Source organism: Roseomonas populi, from assembly GCF_024594815.1.
Classification (GTDB): domain Bacteria; phylum Pseudomonadota; class Alphaproteobacteria; order Acetobacterales; family Acetobacteraceae; genus Roseomonas; species Roseomonas populi.
Window position 1 is genome coordinate 126,752 of the sequence record NZ_JANJOU010000013.1, and the last position, 17,116, is coordinate 143,867.

Here is a 17,116-nt window from a genome sequence, read left to right on the forward strand (position 1 = left end):
GGGGGATCCGGCGTTCAGCCGGACCGAATCTGCCGCTTGGCGGGATGCGCCGCCTCTACAGCCGCCCTCGCACCGTCCACAGCTCCGGGAAGAAGCGCCGCTCCAGCGCCCGGCGCAGATAGGCCACGCCGGCCGATCCGCCCGTGCCCATGCGCATCCCGATCACCCGCTCCACCGTGGTGACGTGGCGGAAGCGCCACTGCTGGAAGGCGTCCTCCAGGTCCACCAGCTCCTCCGCCAGCTCGTAGAGGTCGAAGTGCTGCGCGCTGTTGCGGTAGATGATCTCCCAGGCCCGCACCACGCCCTCATCCTCGGCGTGCGGCGTGGCGGGATCGCGGTTCAGCACCGCATCCGGCACGGGGATGCCGCGCCGGGCCAGCAGGCGAAGGGCTTCCTGGTAGAGAGAGGGGGAATCGAAAGCCTGGCGCAGCCGGGCCGTCAGCGCGGCATCGTGCGCGTGCGGCTTCAGCATGAACTCGTCCCGCGCGCCCAGCAGGATCTCCATCAGCCGGTACTGCCAGGACTGGAAGCCCGAGGACTGGCCGAGCACGTCCCGGAAGGAGAGGTAATCCGCCGGCGTCATGGTGGAGAGCACGTCCCAGGCCTCCACCAGCTGCCGCTGAATGCGCGAGACGCGCGCCATGCCCTTGAAGGCCGGGCGCAGGTCGTCCGCGCGCACGCAGGCCGTCGCCACCTCCAGCTCCCGGATGATGAGCTTCATCCAGAGTTCCTGGACGTGGTGGATGACGATGAAGAGCAGCTCGTCGTGCTTGTCCGAGAGCGGGTTCTGCGCGGAGAGAAGGGTGTCCAGCTGCAGGTAGCCGCCGTAGGACATGGTGCGGGAGAAGTCGGTCGCGAGGCCGCGCCCCTCCTCCCGCGCGTGGTCCGGCGCGTCCGCGCCGGATCCCCCTCCCCCGAGGACCGTGGTCTCTGCCGCGCCGCCAGAGGCCCCCTCCGGCACGTCAGCCACGGCGGCGCGCCTCGGCCACCAGCCGCTCCAGCTCGGAGAGCTCCACGGCGCCGGGGACGAGGGTGTCGCCGATCACCAGGGCGGGGGTGCCCTCCAGTTGCAGCCGCTGGGCCAGCGCCATGTTGGCCTGGATGCGCTGCATGATCGCCGGGTCGTCCATGTCCCGCCGCAGCCGGGCCCAGTCCAGGCCCGCGCGCTGCGCCTCGGCCTGGATTACCTGCTCGGTCGGCTCCGTCCGCAGCTTCAGCAGCGCGTCGTAGAGCGGCTCGTACTTGCCCTGCTTTTGGGCGGCCAGCAGGGCGCGGCTGGCAACGACGCTGTTCGGCCCGAGGATGGGCAGGTCCTTCATCACCACGCGGACGTTGCGGTCCCGCTGCAGCAGGGCCTGCATGTTCGGGTGCAGCGCCTTGCAGTAGCCGCAGCGCGGGTCGAAGAATTCCACGATCGTCACGTCGCCGCGCGGGTTGCCCTTGATGGGGTCGCGCGCGTCGTTGAACAGCGCGTCGCGGCTGGCGGCCAGGGCGGCGCGCTGGGCGTCCGCCTGCTCCCGCCGCTGTGCATCCTGCATGGCGCCGACGGCGTCCCGCAGGATGGAGGGGTCGGTTCTCAGCGCCTCGCGCAGGATGGAGACGATCTCCTCCCGCTGCTGCGGCGAGAAGGACGGGGAGGCGGAGGCTGGCGCCGGGGCCTCGCCCGGCGGCACCGGGGCTTGGGGCGCAGAACTCTGGGGCGCGAGCCCCTGCGCCAGGGCCATGCCGCCGCCCAGCGCCAGCGCGGCGCCCGCCATCAGGATCTTCTTCATCGGTTTCTGTTCCTCTGCCCGGGGGAAACCCGCCCCGGGCACGGGCCTCGAGACAGCAGCCTATCATGGACCGCACCGCCCCGCATTCCAGCCCCGCGCCGGGCAAAGGCAGGCTTCGCGGCCCGCCCCCCTTGCGCCCCGGCGCTCCCCAATGCCAGGAACGCGGCCATGACGACCACGGCGGGGATGGCCCAGGACAGCATGGCGAACCGTGAGAGCCTCATCGCGCCCCGCCCTCCCGCTCACCGAGGAGCCGCGCGCCGGGCGAAGATCCTGGCCCTGCCTCTCGCCCTGGCGGCGCTCGCGGGCTGCTCCACCATCGACCGGGTGAGCAACGCCATCACGGGCGGCCCCTCCCTCCAGCCGGGCCAGGCCGGCTACGTGCAGGGCTTCCTCGGCAACGTGGCGGCGGAGGAGCCGCGGGCCGCGCTGGTGGCGCGGGACGTCCTCTCGGCCGGCGGCTCGGCGGCGGATGCGGCCGCGGCGGCGGGCTTCGCGCTCACGGTCACCCTGCCCTCCCGCGCCGGGCTCGGCGGCGGCGGCGCCTGCCTCGGCTACGATCCCCGGCGCAACGAGATCGAGGCCTTCCTGTTCCAGCCCGGGGCGCGCGAGGGTGTGCCGCGCGGGGCGGACCGCCCCGCCGCCATCCCAATGATGGCGCGCGGCCTCTTCGCGCTGCACGCCCGCCAGGGCCGCCTGCCCTTCGAGCGCACCATTGCCCCCGCGGAGGGGATGGCCCGCTTCGGCACCCCCGTGTCCCGCGCGCTGTCCACGGACCTGGCGGCGGTGGCCGGGCCGCTCCTGGCCGATCCCGTCAGCCGCGCCGTCTTCGCCCCCGGCGGCAACCCGGTCGCCGAGGGCGCGGCGCTGACCCAGACGGAGCTGGCCACCACCCTCTCCGGCATCCGCACGGCGGGCGTGGGCGACTTCCACCAGGGCGGCCTGGCCCGCCGGGTGGAGGAGGGCAGCGCGGCGGCCGGCGGCTTCCTGACCGTGGCCGAGATGCGGAGCGCCGTGCCCCAGGCCGTGCCGGCGGCGCAGGAGAGGGTCGGGTCGGACGTGCTGGGCACCCTGCCCGCCTCCGTGGATGGCGGCGCGACGCTCGCGGCCTTCCGCGCGGCGGCCTCGGGCGGCTCTCCTTCCGTCGTGGCCGGGAACTTCGGCGCCAGCACTTCCGTGGTGGTGCAGGACCGGGAGGGCGGGGCGGTGGCCTGCGCCTTCACCATGAACAACCTCTTCGGCACGGGGCGGATGGTGCCGGGCATGGGCTTCCTGCTGGCGCCCGCGCCGGGGATGGGGGGCGTGCAGGCGCCCCCGCTGGGCGCGGTCCTGCTGGCCAACCTCAACGTGAAGACCATGCGCTACGTCGGCGCCGGATCGGGCCAGGGCGCGGCGCCGGCCGCCGCCGGGGGCCCCGCGGGGCTGCATCTCGGCCGGCGGGTGCCGCTGGGCCAGGCCATCGCCTCCGGCGCGCCGGAGCCCGGGCGGGGCGTCGCCGTTTCCTGCCAGGGCAGCGTCCGCGCCTCCAACTGTGGCGCCGTGGCGGATGCGCGGGGCTTCGGCGTTTCGACCGGGAACGACTGAGTTGGGCGGGCTCAAGGTCGGGCGGGGCGCCAGCGCGCCGCCCTTCCTCGTCATGGACGTGATCGCGGCCGCCAATGCGCGGGCGGCCGCCATCCCGCCCGGGCAGCCGGGCATCCTGCGGATGGAGGTGGGGCAGCCCGGCACCGGCGCCCCGCGCGGCGCCGCCGAGGCCGCCGCCCGCGCCCTGCGGGACGGGCACCCCATGGGCTACACGGAGGCCTTCGGCCTTCCCTCGCTCCGCGCCCGCATCGCGGAACGCTACGCCGGGCACTACGGCGCCGCCGTGCCGATGGAGCGGATCGCAGTGACGGTAGGAGCATCGGGCGCCTTCCCCCTCGCCTTCCTCGCGGCCTTCGACGCGGGGGACCGGGTGGCAATGGCCGCGCCCTACTATCCGCCCTATGCCAACATCCTCACGGCGCTCGGCATGGTGCCGCAGCTCCTACCCTGCGACGCCTCAACCCGCTTCCAGCCGACGGTGGCGATGCTGGAGGCGCTGGACCCGCGCCCGGCCGGGCTGATCGTCGCCAGCCCCTGCAACCCCGCCGGCACGATGCTGACGCCGGAGGAGTTGGGCGGCATCGCCCGCTGGTGCCACGCCAACGGGGTGCGGCTGATCTCGGACGAGATCTACCACGGCCTGTCCTACGGGATGGAGGAGGCCACGGCCGCCGCCCTCTCGCCCAGCGCGATCGTGGTGAACAGCTTCTCCAAATATTTCAGCATGACCGGCTGGCGGGTGGGCTGGACCGTCCTGCCGGAGGATCTGGTGCGGCCGGTGGAGCGCCTGGCGCAGAACATGTTCATCTCCGCCCCGCACGTCGCCCAGGTGGCGGCGGAGGCGGCCTTCGATTGCACGGAGGAGCTGGAGGCGAACCGGGCCGCTTACCGCCGCTCCCGCGACCTTCTCCTGGCCGGACTGCCCGGGGCGGGGTTCGACCGGATCGCGGCGGCGGACGGCGCCTTCTACATCTGGGCGGATGTCGGCCAGCTGACGAATGACAGCCCGGAGTTCTGCCGGCGCATGCTGGAGGAGGCGGGAATCGCCGCCACGCCTGGGGTGGATTTCGACCCGGATCGCGGAGCCCGCTTTCTGCGCTTCAGCTATTGCGGGCCGGAAGCCGACATGGCCGAGGCGCCGGCGCGGCTGCAGCGCTGGCTTCGGGGCTGAAGGGCGGTTCGCCCGGCGGTGACCCGGCGCAGAACGCGACAATGCGAAAACGAGGCATTCGCGGGTCTCAAAATGTAAAAAGATGTCTAGAACCCCTCGCGTCGTGAGACGATTCGAGAGGACGGGCCGCTGTTCGCGTACAAGGCTGACGAGCGCCCGACGCTCTCCCTCCCCGCCGTGGCGGCTGCCGCGCCGGGGGCGTCCTGGCGCGGCTGGCCCGGCAAGGCCCTGCCCGATGCGGCGCTGCTCCTCCTCGCGCTGCTCCAGCTCTGGCCCTTCCTCTCGGCCTTTCACCAGTCCGCGGACGACAATTTCTGGCACTTCGCCGTGCTCAGCACGCTCGACCGGCCCTCCGTCCTGTTCGACGAGGTTCGCAAGCTGGCGGAGGCGCAGGGGCGGGTGGGCATCTTCCCGGCCATGCCGCTCGTCATGGCCGGCGCCGCGATGGCGGAGTACGCCTGGGGGCGGCTGCTGGCCGTCGGCATCTTCGGCGCGCTGCTCCTCGCCTTCTGCCACCTGGCGGCCCGGCGCTTCCGCCTTCCGCTGACACGGCCGGCGCTGCTCCTCACGCTCTGCCTCACGCCGATGGTGGGGCACCACATGCCGCCCAACGCCTTCCCGCTGCTCATCACCCTGCCCCTGCTCGGGCTCTTCGGGCTGCACCTCTCCCTGGCTGGGCCGGCGGGGCTGCGGCCCGCGGGCTGGGTGGCCGCCGTGCTGGCCCTGGCGGCCGCGATGCTCGTACTGGAATACGCCCTGGTTGCGGGCTTCGCCCTCGCGATCCTGGCCGTGGTCACGGCGCGGCCGGCGGAGCGGTTCCGGGCGGCGCGGCTGCACGGCACCGCCCTCGCCCTCTCGGCGGGCCTCTACCTGGGCTACCGGCTCGCCTTCCCCAGCCACTATGCCGGCAACGAGCTAGGCCATCCCTCGCTGCTCGACGTGGTCCGGCTGCAGGCACAGCACGTCGCCAACGGCACGGTGCTGCCCTACCTGCCGCGCCTCTCCCTCGGCCGGGTGGACCTCGCGGCGGCGGCGTTGGCCGGGCTTCTCGGCGCCGCTCTGGGCGCGCGGCTGCTGCCGGGCCTGGCCCTCGCGCTGCGGCCTCGCCCGGCGCTCGGCATCCTCGCCTGCTGCGCGGGCTGGGCCTTCGTCAACACGCTGCCTCACGCGCTGACGCCGAAGTACCAGGCCTGGTGCCGCGCGGGGGACTGCGCCTACGTGGATTCCCGCGTGGCGGCGCTGGCCGCCGGGCTCGCGGCGGCGGTGGCGCTGGCGGCCCTGATCCATCTGGCCGCGCGGCAGGTCTTGGCGGCGCGGGCCTGCACCCTGGCCGTGGCCGGGCTGGTTGGCGTCTCCGCGGCCCTCGCCCTGCTCCACAACAGGGCCTCAGCCCGAGACATGGCGGAGCGGGAGCGCGCCTTCGCCGTGCTGCGCGAGGCCGCCTGCGAGCCCGACACCTCCTGGGTCACGAACCCTGCCGTGCTGCAGAGCCTGGGGCAGACCATCCGCTGGCACCTGCCACCGGCCGAGGTGCCGCCGGCGCAGGCCTATCTGCGGACCTATGCGGAAGGGCTGGGCCGGCTGGGCCTGGCCTGCCGGCCCCTGCCCTTCGCGCCGCGCCCCTGGCCGCTGGAGTTCCCGGGCTGGTCGCCGCCGGAGAGGATCGGCCGCTGGTCGCTCGGCGGGGCCGCGGTCCTGCGCCTGGCCGGGGGGGCGGGAGCGGCGGGCATGGTGCTGTCCCTGGCCGCCTATGTGCCGCCTGGACGGGAGGCGCAGCGGGTGGTGGCGCGGACGGGCCCAGGCCCGGGCTGCACCTTTGAGCTGAGCAAGGCGCCGCGGGAGGTCTTCGTGCCCCTTCGCGCGACCGGCACGACGACGCTGGTGTTGGAGACGCCGGAGGCGGTGAGCCCCAGCGCCGCCGGGGACAGCGAGGACCCGCGGAGGCTCGGCGTGTTCTTCGCGGCCGCGCGGACTCCCTACGCGGGGGAGGCCCCGGGCGGCGCGATCGACCTCCGCCGCTGCAGGGGCTGAGGCGCCAATGCCCGCCCCGAGGCCTGCTTCTTGCGTTCCTACCCTCGCGGGCCGTAGGGCGACACGGCCGAAGCGGCCGCGACCTGACCTTTCTCCCTGGATATGCCGATGAACCGCCGTTCCCTTCTCGCCCTGCCGGCGCTGGCAGCGATGGCGCGCCCCGCCATCGCCCAGCAGCGCCCGACGCGGCTGATCGTGCCCTTCCCCGCTGGCGGGGCCACCGATGCTGTTTCCCGCCTCTACGCGCCGCTCCTCGGGCAGCGGCTGGGCACCACGGTGGTGATTGAGAACCGCCCCGGCGCAGGCGGCGTTCCGGCGGCGGAACTGGTGGTGCGGGCGCCGGCCGACGGGCTGACGCTGCTGCTCGCCACATCCTCCATCCACTCCACCGCGCCCGCCACCGGCGCGAACCTGCCCTACGACGTGGAGAAGGACTTCACGCCGCTGGCCCTGATCGGCGCGGCGCCCTCCCTCGTGCTGGTGTCGAGGACCGTGCCGGTGAACGACCTGCGCGGCTTCATCGCCTGGGCGAAGGCGCGGCGTGGGCAGGTGAACTACGGCTCTTCCGGTGTCGCCACCACGCCGCACCTGAACGGGGCACTGCTGGACAGCCTGGCCGATCTCGGCATGGTCCACGTGCCCTATCGCGGCACGGGCGCGGTCTATGCCGAGCTGCTGCGGGGCGACGTGCACGTGCTGCTGGACGTGCCGGCGACGGCCGCCACCCACATCCAGGCCGGCACGGTAAAGGCGCTTGCCGTCACCTCGGCGCAGGAGACGCCGCTGGCGCCGGGCATCCCCACGGGCGAGGCGGCGGGGCTGCCCGGCCTCGTCTCCGAGACCTGGTTCGGCATCTTCGGGCCGGCGAACATGCCGCCCGCCCTGGCCGCGCGCCTGACCGAGGCCTCGCAGGCCGCGATGGCGGATGCCGACCTTCGCACCCGGCTGCTGGGGCTGGGCGTCGATCCCCGCGCGGGCGACGGCGCGGCGCTGGCGGGCGCGGCGCGGGTGGAGCGGGAGCGCTGGACCGAGCTGGTGCGCCGGCTGAACATCCGCGCGACCGACTAGGCCCCTCCCCCGCTCGCCGGGGAAGGATCAGTCCGGCTTGATGTTCCGCGCCCGGATGATGCCGCCCCACTTCTCCATCTCGCGCTTCTGGTAGGCCGGGAAGTCCTCGGGCTTCCCGCCGACGGGGCGGATGGCCATGGTCGCCAGCTTCTCCCGCACCTCGGCACTGTCCAGCGCCTTGGCGAAGGCCTGCTGGATGCGGGATTGCAGCGCGGCCGGGACGCCGGGCGGAGCGAAGAGCGCGAAGTCGGTGGAGCACTCGAAGCCCGGGACGGTCGCGGCGATGGGCTTCACGTCCGGTGCCGCCGGATCAGCCTCCTTCGAGGAGACGGCAATGGCACGCACGGCGTTGGCGCGCATCGGCTGAAGCGCGGAAACGGCGTCCACGGCGGAGAGCTGCACCTCGTTCGCGATCAGCGCCTGCAGGGCGGGCGCGCCGCCGCGATAGGGCACGTGCAGCACGTCGATCCCGGCCTCCACCGCCAGCAGTTCCACGGCGAGGTGCGCGGAGGAGCCGGCGCCAGATGAGGAGTAGCTCAGCTTGCCCGGCTGGGCCTTCGCCAGGGCGATGAACTCCGCGATGTTGTTCGCGCGCAGCGAGGGGTGGACGCAGAAGAACTGCGCGTTGGTCGCCAGCAGCCCGATCGGGGAAAAGCCCTTGTCGTTGTCGTAGGGCAGGCTGTTCAGCAGGAAGGGCGCCATGGCGTAGGTGGAGTTGGTGCCCAGCAGCAGCGTGTAGCCGTCGGGCTGCGCGCGGGAGACGCTGGCGTGCCCGACCGTGCCGGAGGCGCCGGGCCGGTTGTCCACCACCACGGGCCGGCCGAGATCGGCCGAGACGCGCTGGGCCAGCACCCGCGCCAGCGTGTCCGTGGAGCCGCCGGGCGCCCAGGGAACGACGAGCGTGACCTGGCGCTGCGGCCATTCCGCGCCTGCTGCCTGGCCTTGGGCGCGCGCCCTTCCGGCCGCCATGGAGGCCGTCGCCGCGCCCAGGGCCGCCAGACCAAGATTCCGCCTGGTGATCATCGCTTCGTTTCCCATCCCCGCGCCGTGATCCTGGCGCCTGCCATGGCGATAGGCGTTTCCCCGCATCGCAGGCAAGCGGAACGGTGCGGAAGCTTACCGGGCGCTGACGTGGCGGTCGAAGGCGTCCCCGATCACGCCCGGCGGGGCAGTGCGCCCGGTGAAGAGGGCGAAGCCGTCCCCCGCCTGCCCCACCGACATGGCGCGGCCGGGCATGATGGCGCAGCCCAGCGCCGTCGCGGCCGCCAGCAGGGGCGTGACGGGCGGGTGGTACACCGCGTCCGCCACCCACATCCCCGCGCGCAGCAGCGCCGAGTCCACGGGGGAGGAAGTGTCCGGCAGCATCCCGGCGGGGGAGGCGTTCACTAGGCCTGCCGCGCCCTGCACCGCCTCGGCCACGCCGGGGGCCGGCAGGAAGCGCCCGCCGCCCCAGCCCGAGGCTTCCTCCGCCAGAGCGGCGGCGCGGGCGGGATCCTGGTCCACGACGCGCACCTCCGGCACGCCGCCCCTGGCGAGGGACCAGGCGATGGCGCGGCCGGCGCCACCCGCGCCGATCAGCACGGCGGGGCCGGCCTTCGCCGCATCCCCCACCGTGGCGCGCAGGCCGGAAAGGAAGCCGGTGGCATCCGTGTTGTGGCCGGTGAGCCTGCCGTCCCGCACGGTGACGAGGTTCACCGCACCCACCTGCGCGGCGCCGGGATCAAGGGCGTCCAGGAAGGGGATCACCGCCTGCTTGTAGGGGAAGGTGACGTTGATGCCGGCGAAGCCGATCAGCCGCACGCCGTCGAGGATGCGGCGGATCACGTCCGGCTCGGCACCCGCCACGTCGATCAGGTGGTAGCGGATGTCGAGCCCGACGGCGGCCCCCGCCGCCTCCATCATCGCCGGGGCAGCGGAATGGGAGATGGGGTGGCCGAGCAGGCCGAGGAGAACACGGTTGGAGGCTGCCACGGCGTCAGGCCCGGACGGCGCGGGCGCGCCCTGCCAGGGGAACGGTGCACGTCCTGCCACGATATCTCGGTCGCCTCGTCATGCGCGGTCCTCCCGGGGATGCAGCCTAGCAGGCCGGGGCAGCAGCGGCAGCCCCCGGGGCGGGCCCTTGCGCGTGGCGTTGCAGCGGTCAGCCGGGGCGAAGGGCCAGCACCACGCCTTCCTCGGGGCCGAGCTGCAGCTCGGCCGGCACGGGCGCGGCCTCCCGGCCGGGATGGGTGGAGAGGAGGAGTTCGGCACCCGGCGCGTCCTGCGGCAGCGGCAGGCGCGCGGGCGCCTGGCCGAAGTTGAGCGCGACGAGGAGCCGGGCGCCGGCCTGCCGCCGCTCGAAGGCCAGAACCTCTCCTTCCACCTCGACGCCGACGTAGTCGCCCGTGCTCAGCGCGGCGTGGTCCCGTCGCAGGGCGATCAGGCGGCGATAGAGATGCAGCAGGGAGGCCGGATCGGCGGACAGGGCGGCGACGTTCCGCGCGGCGTGGTCGTCGTTCAGCGGCAGCCAGGGCTCGCCGGTGGTGAAGCCGCCATTCCTCCCGGCATTCCAGGGCATCGGCGTGCGGGCCGGGTCCCGACCGAGGCCGAGGCCCGGCTCGTTCCGCTCCCACGGGTCCTGCGCGCGGTCGGGCGGGATGGTCACGTTCTCCAGCCCCAGCTCGTCGCCGTAGTAGAGGGTGGGCGTGCCGCGCAGTGTCAGCAGCAGCATCGCGGCCAGCCGGGCCCCGCCCGGGCCGACGCGGGACGCGATGCGCTTCTGGTCGTGGTTGCCCAGCACCCAATTCGGCCAGCCGCCCGGCGGCAGCGCGGCCTCGTACTCCGCGACGATGCGGGCGATCTGCACGGCGTTCCAGGCGGCGAAGATGAGCTGGAAGTTGAAGGGCAGGTGCGCGCCCTTCATGTCCCGGCCGTAATAGGCCATCAGCCGTTCCAGCGGCAGGTAGATCTCGCCGATCAGCACGCGGCCGTCATACTCGTCGAGGACGGCGCGCATCTCCTCCACAACTTCCAGCGTCTCCGGCCGGTCGGCGGAATAGACCTGCAGGAGCTGGTTGATGCTCGCGTGGTGCGGCTCCCAGGCGGGGTTGGGCGGGTTGTCCCGGAATTCCTCGTCCTTCACCAGCAGCCAGATGACATCCACGCGGAAGCCGTCCACGCCGCGGTCCAGCCAGAAGCGCAGCGCGTCGTACATGGCCTGGCGCACCGCGGGGTTGCGCCAGTTCAGGTCGGGCTGCTCCTTCAGGAAACTGTGGAAGTAGTACTGGCCGGTGGCCTCGTCGTACTCCCAGCCGCTGCCGCCGAAATTCGCCAGCCAGTTGTTCGGCGGGCCGCCGCCCGGTCCCGGATCACGCCAGATGTACCAGTCGCGGTAGGCGCTGTCGCGCGAGGCGCGGCTCTCGAGGAACCAGGGGTGCCGGTCCGAGGTGTGGTTCGGCACGAAGTCCAGGATCACCTTCAGGCCGCGCGCATGCGCCTCCGCCAGCAGGCGGTCGAAGTCGTCGATCGTGCCGAAGATCGGGTCCACGCCGCAGTAGTCGGCGATGTCGTAGCCGAAGTCGGCCATGGGGGACGGGAAAATGGGCGAGATCCACACCGCGTCCACGCCCAGCCAGACCAGGTGGTCCAGCCGCCGCCGGATTCCCTCGAGATCGCCGATGCCGTCCCCGTTGCTGTCCTGAAAGGAGCGCGGATAGATCTGGTAGACGATACCGTGCTGCCACCAGAGGGTGTCGGACATGCGGGACCTCCGATGGGCCACGCGGGTCCCCCCGGCGCCGCCCGCGTGACGAGGTGCCGGGGACTCCCCGGCCCGCGGAAGAACCCACGGGCGTTGAGGGGGTTTCGGGCGGCGGATCAGCCGAGCGCGAGCACCAGCCCTTCGTCGGGGCGGAGCTGAAGCGCGCCGGAGCACGCCTCGCCCGCGCGGTCCAGATGCGTCGAGAGCAGGACGCGGCCGCGATCTCCCAGAGAAAACGACGCGGCCTCCGCGCCGAGGTTCAGCGCGACGAGCACGCCCTGCCCGCCCGCACGGCGCCGGAAGGCCAGCACGTCGCCTTCGCTCCGCAGCGGCTCGCAGCCGTTCCCACGAAGGGCCGTGCGCTCCCGCCGCAGCGCGATCAGAGCGCGATAGAGCGCGAGGATGGAGCGGGGGTCGTCGCGCTGGGTGGCGACATTCACCGTCTCCACGTCCGGCCCGATGGGCAGCCAGGGCTCGCCGGTGGTGAAGCCGGCTTTCGGGCCGGAATCCCAGCGCATGGGCGTCCGCTCCGGGTCGCGGCTCAGGTCGTAGCCGGGCACGAGCTTCTCGAAGGGGTCCTGCCCCCGGTCCGCCGGGATCTCCACGTTCGGCATCCCGATCTCGTCGCCCGCATAGAAGATCGCCGTGCCGGGCAGGGTCATGTGCAGCATCGCCGCCACCCGGGCCTGGGCGGGGCCGACGCAGCCGGCGATCCGCCGCTTGTCGTGGCCGCCGAGGGCCCAGCAGGGCCAGCCATGGGGCGGGACGATGTTCAGGTACTCGTCGATCGCGGCCGCGAGGCTCCTCGCGTCCCAGGGCGTGTCCAGCAAGCGGAAGTTCAGCGGGAAGTGCAGCGCGGGGCGGTCGCGGCCGCCGTAGAAGCGCGTCGCGCGGTCGGTGGAGACGTCGGCCTCGCCCATCAGCAAGCGTTCCGGGAATTCATCCAGCGCCTCCCGCAGCCCGACGATGCAGTCGATCGCCTCGGGCCGGGAATCGGTGAAGACGCGCTTCTGCCGCTCCGGCGGCGGCGTGGAATCGCCGGCATCGGGCTTCGGCGGGTCGTCTCGCAGCAGCGCGTCCTCGATCAGGACGCCGGTGGCGTCCAGGCGGAAGCCGTCCGCGCCGCGGCGAAGCCAGAAGCGTAGCACCTCCGCCATCGCCTCCCGCACGGCGGGGTTGCGCCAGTTCAGGTCGGGCTGCGCCTCGTGGAAGGCGTGGTAGTAGTACTGGCCCGTGCCCTCATCGAGTTTCCAGGCGCTGCCGCCGAAGCGGCTGAGCCAATTGTTCGGCGGGCCGCCATCCCTCGCCGGATCGGCCCAGACGTACCAGTCGCGCCGAGGATTGCCGCGGGAGGCGCGGCTTTCAGCGAACCAGGGATGCCGGTCCGAGCTATGATTGGGCACGCAGTCGAGGATCAGCCGGATCCCTGCCTCGCGCATCGCGGAGAGCAGCCGGTCGAAGTCCTCCATCGTGCCGAAGCGGGGATCGATGCCCGTGTAGTCGGAGACGTCGTAGCCGCCATCGACCATCGGCGAGGGATAGACCGGCGAGAGCCAGACGGCCCCGACGCCGAGCCAGGAGAGATGGCCCAGGCGGGACAGGATCCCCGGCAGGTCGCCCATGCCGTCCCCGTCCGTATCCTGGTAGGACTGCGGGTAGACCTGGCAGATGACGGCGTGGCGCCACCACTCGGGCCCGCCCTCGTAGCGGTATCCGCTGCTCAACGCGCGCCCCCGGGATGCTGGAGCGCCGGATTTGCGGAGGCTCCGCCGGTGCGCCACCCCGGAAGCGGGATGGCTATGTTGCCGGGAAAGGTTCGGTCGTTCCCCACCATGTCCCCCAGTTCGCGCGCGACTCGGATTGCATCCGCGGCAGCCGCGCATGGGGGAGGCCGAAGCTTCCGGCAACAACATAGGGCACGCGGCAAGACCGCGTTCAGGACCAGAACAGCAGGAATACGGCCGCGCCGATGCCCAGCGGCAGGAAGGGGCTGACGCGGGTGAAGAGGAGCAGCGCGGTAGAGCCGGCGGCGACCGCCCAGGCGAGCCACTCGCCCTCCGCCGCGCGCAGCACTGTGGCGGAGGCGGCGAGGATCATGCCGGCCGCGACCGGCGCCAGCCCCGTCTCCACCACGCGTTGCCACGCCGCGCCGCGGTGCCGCGCCCATACCCGCGCGAGGCTGTAGACCAGCAGCGAGGAGGGCAGGAAAATTCCCACGGAGGCGAGCAGCGCCCCTGCCCATCCCGCCGCCTGCCAGCCGACGAGGGTGGCGAGCAACGAGCCCGGCCCGGGCGTGAGGCGTGACAGGGCGAAGAGGTCCAGGAACTGCGCGTCCGTCATCCAGCCCTGCACCGCCACGGCCTGGCGGTGCACGTCGGCGATGATGCTCTGCCCGCCGCCGATGGTGAGGAAGGAGAGCGGGACGAAGACCTTGAGGATCTGCCAGAGACGGTAGAGCAGCACCTAGCGCCCCCCTCCGCCCGCACCGCGCAGGCGATACCAGGTGGCCGCCAGGCTGACCGGCGCCATCACCAGCACCACCGCCAGCAGCGGCAGGCGCAGGAAGAACAGGGCACAGAAGGTGGCCAGCAGGATCAGCGCCGGCACGGGCGAGACGGCGGCCCGCCGCGCCGCGCGGACGCCCATCTGGAGCGAGAGCCCGACCGCCGCGGCCGCGATGCCGCTGAGGATGACGTGGGTGAGGTGGTAGTGCGCGACCTCCGCGAAGAGGGCGGCGGCCAGGATGGCGACGAACATGGCCGGCACCACCATGCCGAGCGCGCTGACCAGCGCGCCCGCGCTCCCGCCCAGGCGGTAGCCGATCCAGATGGAGAGGTTGACCACGTTCACGCCGGGAAAGGCCTGGGCCAGCGACAGGCCGGCAAGGAACTCGCCTTCCTCCACCCAACGGCGGCGCTGGACGAACTCCCGCATCATCCAGCCGCTGAGGCCGCCGCCGAAGCTCGTCAGGCCGATCTTGGTGAAGGCGAGGAAGAGCTGCATCAGGCCCGGGGAGGCCGGGGCGCCGGTCACGCCGGCGGATTCTTGGGCCATGTCCGCTCTGCCGCAGATGCCATGGCCCAAGCCTTAGGCCCTTGCCGGGCTTCCCACAATGCGGGCCGCCTCAGGCGGCCGCGCGGATGGTCCGCTCGATCGCCTCCGCCACCGAGGCGGCGTTCTGGCGCAGGAACTCGCGCCCCTTCTCCGCCGTGGCGGCCGCCGGATCGCCAAAATACCCCATGGGCGTGACCTTCAGCGCGTGCTTGCCGCCCTTCCGCCAGACCTTCAGGTCCTCCATCCCCAGGTTGGTGGGCTTGAGGCCCGGGATCAGCCCGCAGCGGCAGGCCTCCATGCACTCGTGCAGCAGGACTGAGGTCTCCGATTCCCCGGCATGGATGTCGAGGTTATCAGGGGTGCCGCTGGATGCCTTGCCGTAGGTGACGAGGCGCGGATCGGCCGGGTCCAGTTCCAGCCGGTCCCGCATCACGGGGGCGAGGACGAAGTGCCCCTCGATCGTCTCCGGGCCGCAGCCCGCCACGATGCCGTCGTAGATCGTGCGGTTGTGCTGCGCGTCGCCGTGGCCGGAGAGGCAGAAGATGCGGCGGAAGCCGTCGCCGCCCAGGGACGCGAAGACATCCTTCATCAGCTCGATCATCACGGGCGCGCGCACCTTGATGCTGCCGGGGAAGCTGCTGCTGACGGCGTTGATGCCCCAGTAGAAGGGCGGGGCGATGATGCTCTCGATCCCCCGCTCCGCCAGCAGCGCCTTCGCCTGCCGCAGCACGGCCATCGGCACGTAGACATCGGTGGCGAGCGGCAGGTGTGGGCCGTGCTGCTCGATCACGCCCAGCGCCCAGAGGACGACGGCGCCGCGCTCCGCCGCCTCCGCCACCTCCGGATAGGTCATATCGGCCATGGTGTCGGTGAAGACGGAGTAGCCCGCGCCGTTCCGATCCGCGCTCATGCGTTCCTGCACCCTTCGATCGCGGGGATCACGCCCGCTTCATGTTCCAGAAGAGCGGCATGCCCGGCACGCGCCCTTCCAGGTTCCGCTTCATCACCGTGTTGGAGCGGAAGGCGCCGAGGGGCACGAAGAGCACCTCCTCCAGCGCCACGGTCTGCATCCGCCCGGCCACCGCCTTTCGCGCCTCTTCGTCCGGCGCGCGGAACCACTCGTCGCGCAGGGCTTCCAGCTTCGCCGAAGTGGGCCACCCATTCGCGCCGGCCAGGCCGTTGCCGCGCAGCACGGCGTTGGCGCCGGGGTCGAACAGGTCCAGGCCGGGGAAGAAGGTGGCGTAGCTGGACCAGCCGCCCTTCTCCAGCGGCTCCCGGTTCGTGGTGCGCTGGAGGATGCTGCCCCAGTCCGTCGAAACAAAATCGAGGTTCAGGCCGATGCCCCGGAACAGCTCCCCCGCCACCTGGCCCAGCGCGGCCTGGGCACCGACATCCATGGCCACCAGCAGGCGCGCCGGCTCGTTGTTGTAGCCGCCCTCCTTCAGCAGGGCCTTGGCGCGATCGGTGCTGCGCGGCGCCAGGATCGGTTCCAGCCCCACCCGCGTGGCATAGGGCGAGCCGGGTGTGACGATGCCGGCATCGCTGACGTAGCGCTGCGGGTCGGGCCCGATCACCGCCGACATGAAGGAGGCCTGGTCCACCGCGGCCAGCAGCGCCTGTCGTACCTTCACGTTGTTGAAGGGTGGGTGCGGGTGGTTCAGCCGCAGGTAGGCCGGGCGCATGATCAGTTCCAGCGGCTCGATCCGCAGGGCGTTGCTGCGCGCCAGCATCCGTTCCAGGTCCGGCTCCGGCGCCTCCAGCCAGTCCTGTTCCCCGGACTGGATGGCGGCGGCGCCGGTGGATGCGTCGGGGATCACCGTCCACTCCACGCGGTCGAACCAGACCTGCTTCGGGCCGGCCACGAGGCTCGGCGTGCCGGTCGGCGTGGGCTTGTAGCCGGCAAAGCGCTCATAGGCGAAGAAGCTGCCGGGGTTCATCTCGTCCGCCTTGAAGCGGAAGGGGCCGGAGCCCACGACCTCGCGCACCTGCTGGAAGGCGTCCGTCCTCGCCAGGCGCTCCGGCATGATGAAGGGGATCGGCGCGCCGACATGCCCCAGCGCGTGGGGCAGCAGGGGAAAAGGCTCCTTCAGGCGGAAGCGGATGCGGCGGTCGTCCAGCGCGGAGAGCTCGTCCGTGAAGTCCATCAGCTTGCCGCCGATGGCGGCGCGCCGGGCCCAGCGCCGGATGCTCGCCACCGCGTCGGCCGCGCGCACCGGCTCGCCGTCGTGGAAGGTCAGCCCGGGGCGAAGAGTGATGGTGACGGTCCTCCCGCCATCCTCCAGTACGTGCCCCTCGGCCATCTGCGGCTGGGGCTTATAGTTCGCGTCCATGCCGTAGAGGGTGTCGAAGACCATGTAGCCGTGATTCCGCACCACGGCGGCGGGGGTCCAGATCGGGTCCACGCTGAACAGGTTGCTGTGGGGCACGAACTTCAGCGTGCGGGCGGCGGCCTGGGCGTGGACGGCGGGAGCGTAGGCCGTCGCGGCGCCCGCCAGGGCCAGCTTCAGGGCATCGCGTCGTCCGAGCATCGTGGAACCCCTCTCCGCACCAGCGCGGCGTCATTGTTCGTTCACGGAAGCGGGGCCGGTAGCCGAGAAGGCGAGAAGTGGCATCGAAAACTCTTATCGGGGTGGGCGCCTGCCCCTCACGGAAGGGTGACAGGGCGGCGGAAGCCGCTTCGCCGGACGGAACGCGTTA

The 17,116-nt window shown here is 72.7% G+C and carries 14 protein-coding genes; 4 read left to right on the plus strand and 10 right to left on the minus strand.

Going from position 1 to position 17,116, the window contains the following annotated elements; genetic code table 11:
• Positions 1–55 precede the first annotated feature (55 nt).
• Together kynA and NRP21_RS16120 are read right to left on the minus strand one after the other, a co-directional pair.
• Positions 56–970, minus strand: a complete 915-nt coding sequence (gene kynA / locus NRP21_RS16115) for a tryptophan 2,3-dioxygenase (protein ID WP_257717244.1) — start codon at positions 968–970, stop codon at positions 56–58.
• Positions 963–1,772 (minus strand): DsbA family protein, encoded by an 810-nt coding sequence (locus NRP21_RS16120; protein ID WP_257717245.1) that lies wholly within the window; start codon positions 1,770–1,772, stop codon positions 963–965. The genes kynA and NRP21_RS16120 overlap by 8 nt, the downstream gene beginning before the upstream one ends.
• A 168-nt stretch (positions 1,773–1,940) precedes the next feature.
• Between NRP21_RS16120 and NRP21_RS16125 the strand changes: the two genes are divergently transcribed.
• The 4 genes from NRP21_RS16125 to NRP21_RS16140 all read left to right on the plus strand — a co-directional run bounded on the left by NRP21_RS16125 (position 1,941) and on the right by NRP21_RS16140 (position 7,626).
• Complete coding sequence (locus NRP21_RS16125; protein WP_257717246.1) at positions 1,941–3,356, plus strand: gamma-glutamyltransferase family protein; 1,416 nt, start codon at positions 1,941–1,943, stop codon at positions 3,354–3,356.
• A gap of 52 nt (positions 3,357–3,408) precedes the next feature.
• Positions 3,409–4,527: a pyridoxal phosphate-dependent aminotransferase gene (locus NRP21_RS16130; RefSeq protein WP_257717279.1), complete on the plus strand. Its 1,119-nt coding sequence runs from the start codon at positions 3,409–3,411 to the stop codon at positions 4,525–4,527.
• A gap of 177 nt (positions 4,528–4,704) precedes the next feature.
• Positions 4,705–6,558, plus strand: coding sequence for a hypothetical protein (locus tag NRP21_RS16135; protein ID WP_257717247.1), 1,854 nt, complete (start codon positions 4,705–4,707; stop codon positions 6,556–6,558).
• A gap of 108 nt (positions 6,559–6,666) precedes the next feature.
• The gene (locus NRP21_RS16140; protein ID WP_257717248.1) at positions 6,667–7,626 is read left to right on the plus strand and encodes a Bug family tripartite tricarboxylate transporter substrate binding protein; all 960 of its coding nucleotides are present in this window, start codon (positions 6,667–6,669) and stop codon (positions 7,624–7,626) included.
• Positions 7,627–7,653: 27 nt separating this feature from the next.
• Here NRP21_RS16140 and NRP21_RS16145 read toward each other — a convergent pair whose 3' ends face one another.
• From NRP21_RS16145 to NRP21_RS16180, 8 genes are all read right to left on the minus strand, one after another.
• Entirely contained in the window at positions 7,654–8,649 is a 996-nt protein-coding gene (locus NRP21_RS16145) for a Bug family tripartite tricarboxylate transporter substrate binding protein (RefSeq protein ID WP_257717249.1), read from the minus strand.
• A 93-nt stretch (positions 8,650–8,742) separates the two neighbouring features.
• Complete coding sequence (locus NRP21_RS16150) at positions 8,743–9,597, minus strand: shikimate dehydrogenase (RefSeq protein WP_257717250.1); 855 nt, start codon at positions 9,595–9,597, stop codon at positions 8,743–8,745.
• 169 nt (positions 9,598–9,766) lie between these two features.
• Positions 9,767–11,365, minus strand: coding sequence for an alpha-amylase family glycosyl hydrolase (locus NRP21_RS16155; protein ID WP_257717251.1), 1,599 nt, complete (start codon positions 11,363–11,365; stop codon positions 9,767–9,769).
• A 116-nt stretch (positions 11,366–11,481) separates the two neighbouring features.
• Positions 11,482–13,089, minus strand: coding sequence for an alpha-amylase family glycosyl hydrolase (locus tag NRP21_RS16160; protein WP_257717252.1), 1,608 nt, complete (start codon positions 13,087–13,089; stop codon positions 11,482–11,484).
• Positions 13,090–13,300: 211 nt separating this feature from the next.
• Positions 13,301–13,828 carry a chromate transporter gene (locus tag NRP21_RS16165; protein WP_257717253.1) on the minus strand — a complete coding sequence of 176 codons (528 nt, stop codon included), beginning with the start codon at positions 13,826–13,828 and terminating at the stop codon, positions 13,301–13,303.
• The gene (locus NRP21_RS16170; protein ID WP_257717254.1) at positions 13,829–14,419 is read right to left on the minus strand and encodes a chromate transporter; all 591 of its coding nucleotides are present in this window, start codon (positions 14,417–14,419) and stop codon (positions 13,829–13,831) included. It abuts the gene before it with no gap.
• Positions 14,420–14,489: 70 nt separating this feature from the next.
• Positions 14,490–15,329 (minus strand): creatininase family protein, encoded by an 840-nt coding sequence (locus NRP21_RS16175; RefSeq protein ID WP_257717255.1) that lies wholly within the window; start codon positions 15,327–15,329, stop codon positions 14,490–14,492.
• Between the two features lie 28 nt (positions 15,330–15,357).
• Positions 15,358–16,947 (minus strand): ABC transporter substrate-binding protein, encoded by a 1,590-nt coding sequence (locus NRP21_RS16180; protein WP_257717256.1) that lies wholly within the window; start codon positions 16,945–16,947, stop codon positions 15,358–15,360.
• Positions 16,948–17,116: the final 169 nt, after the last annotated feature.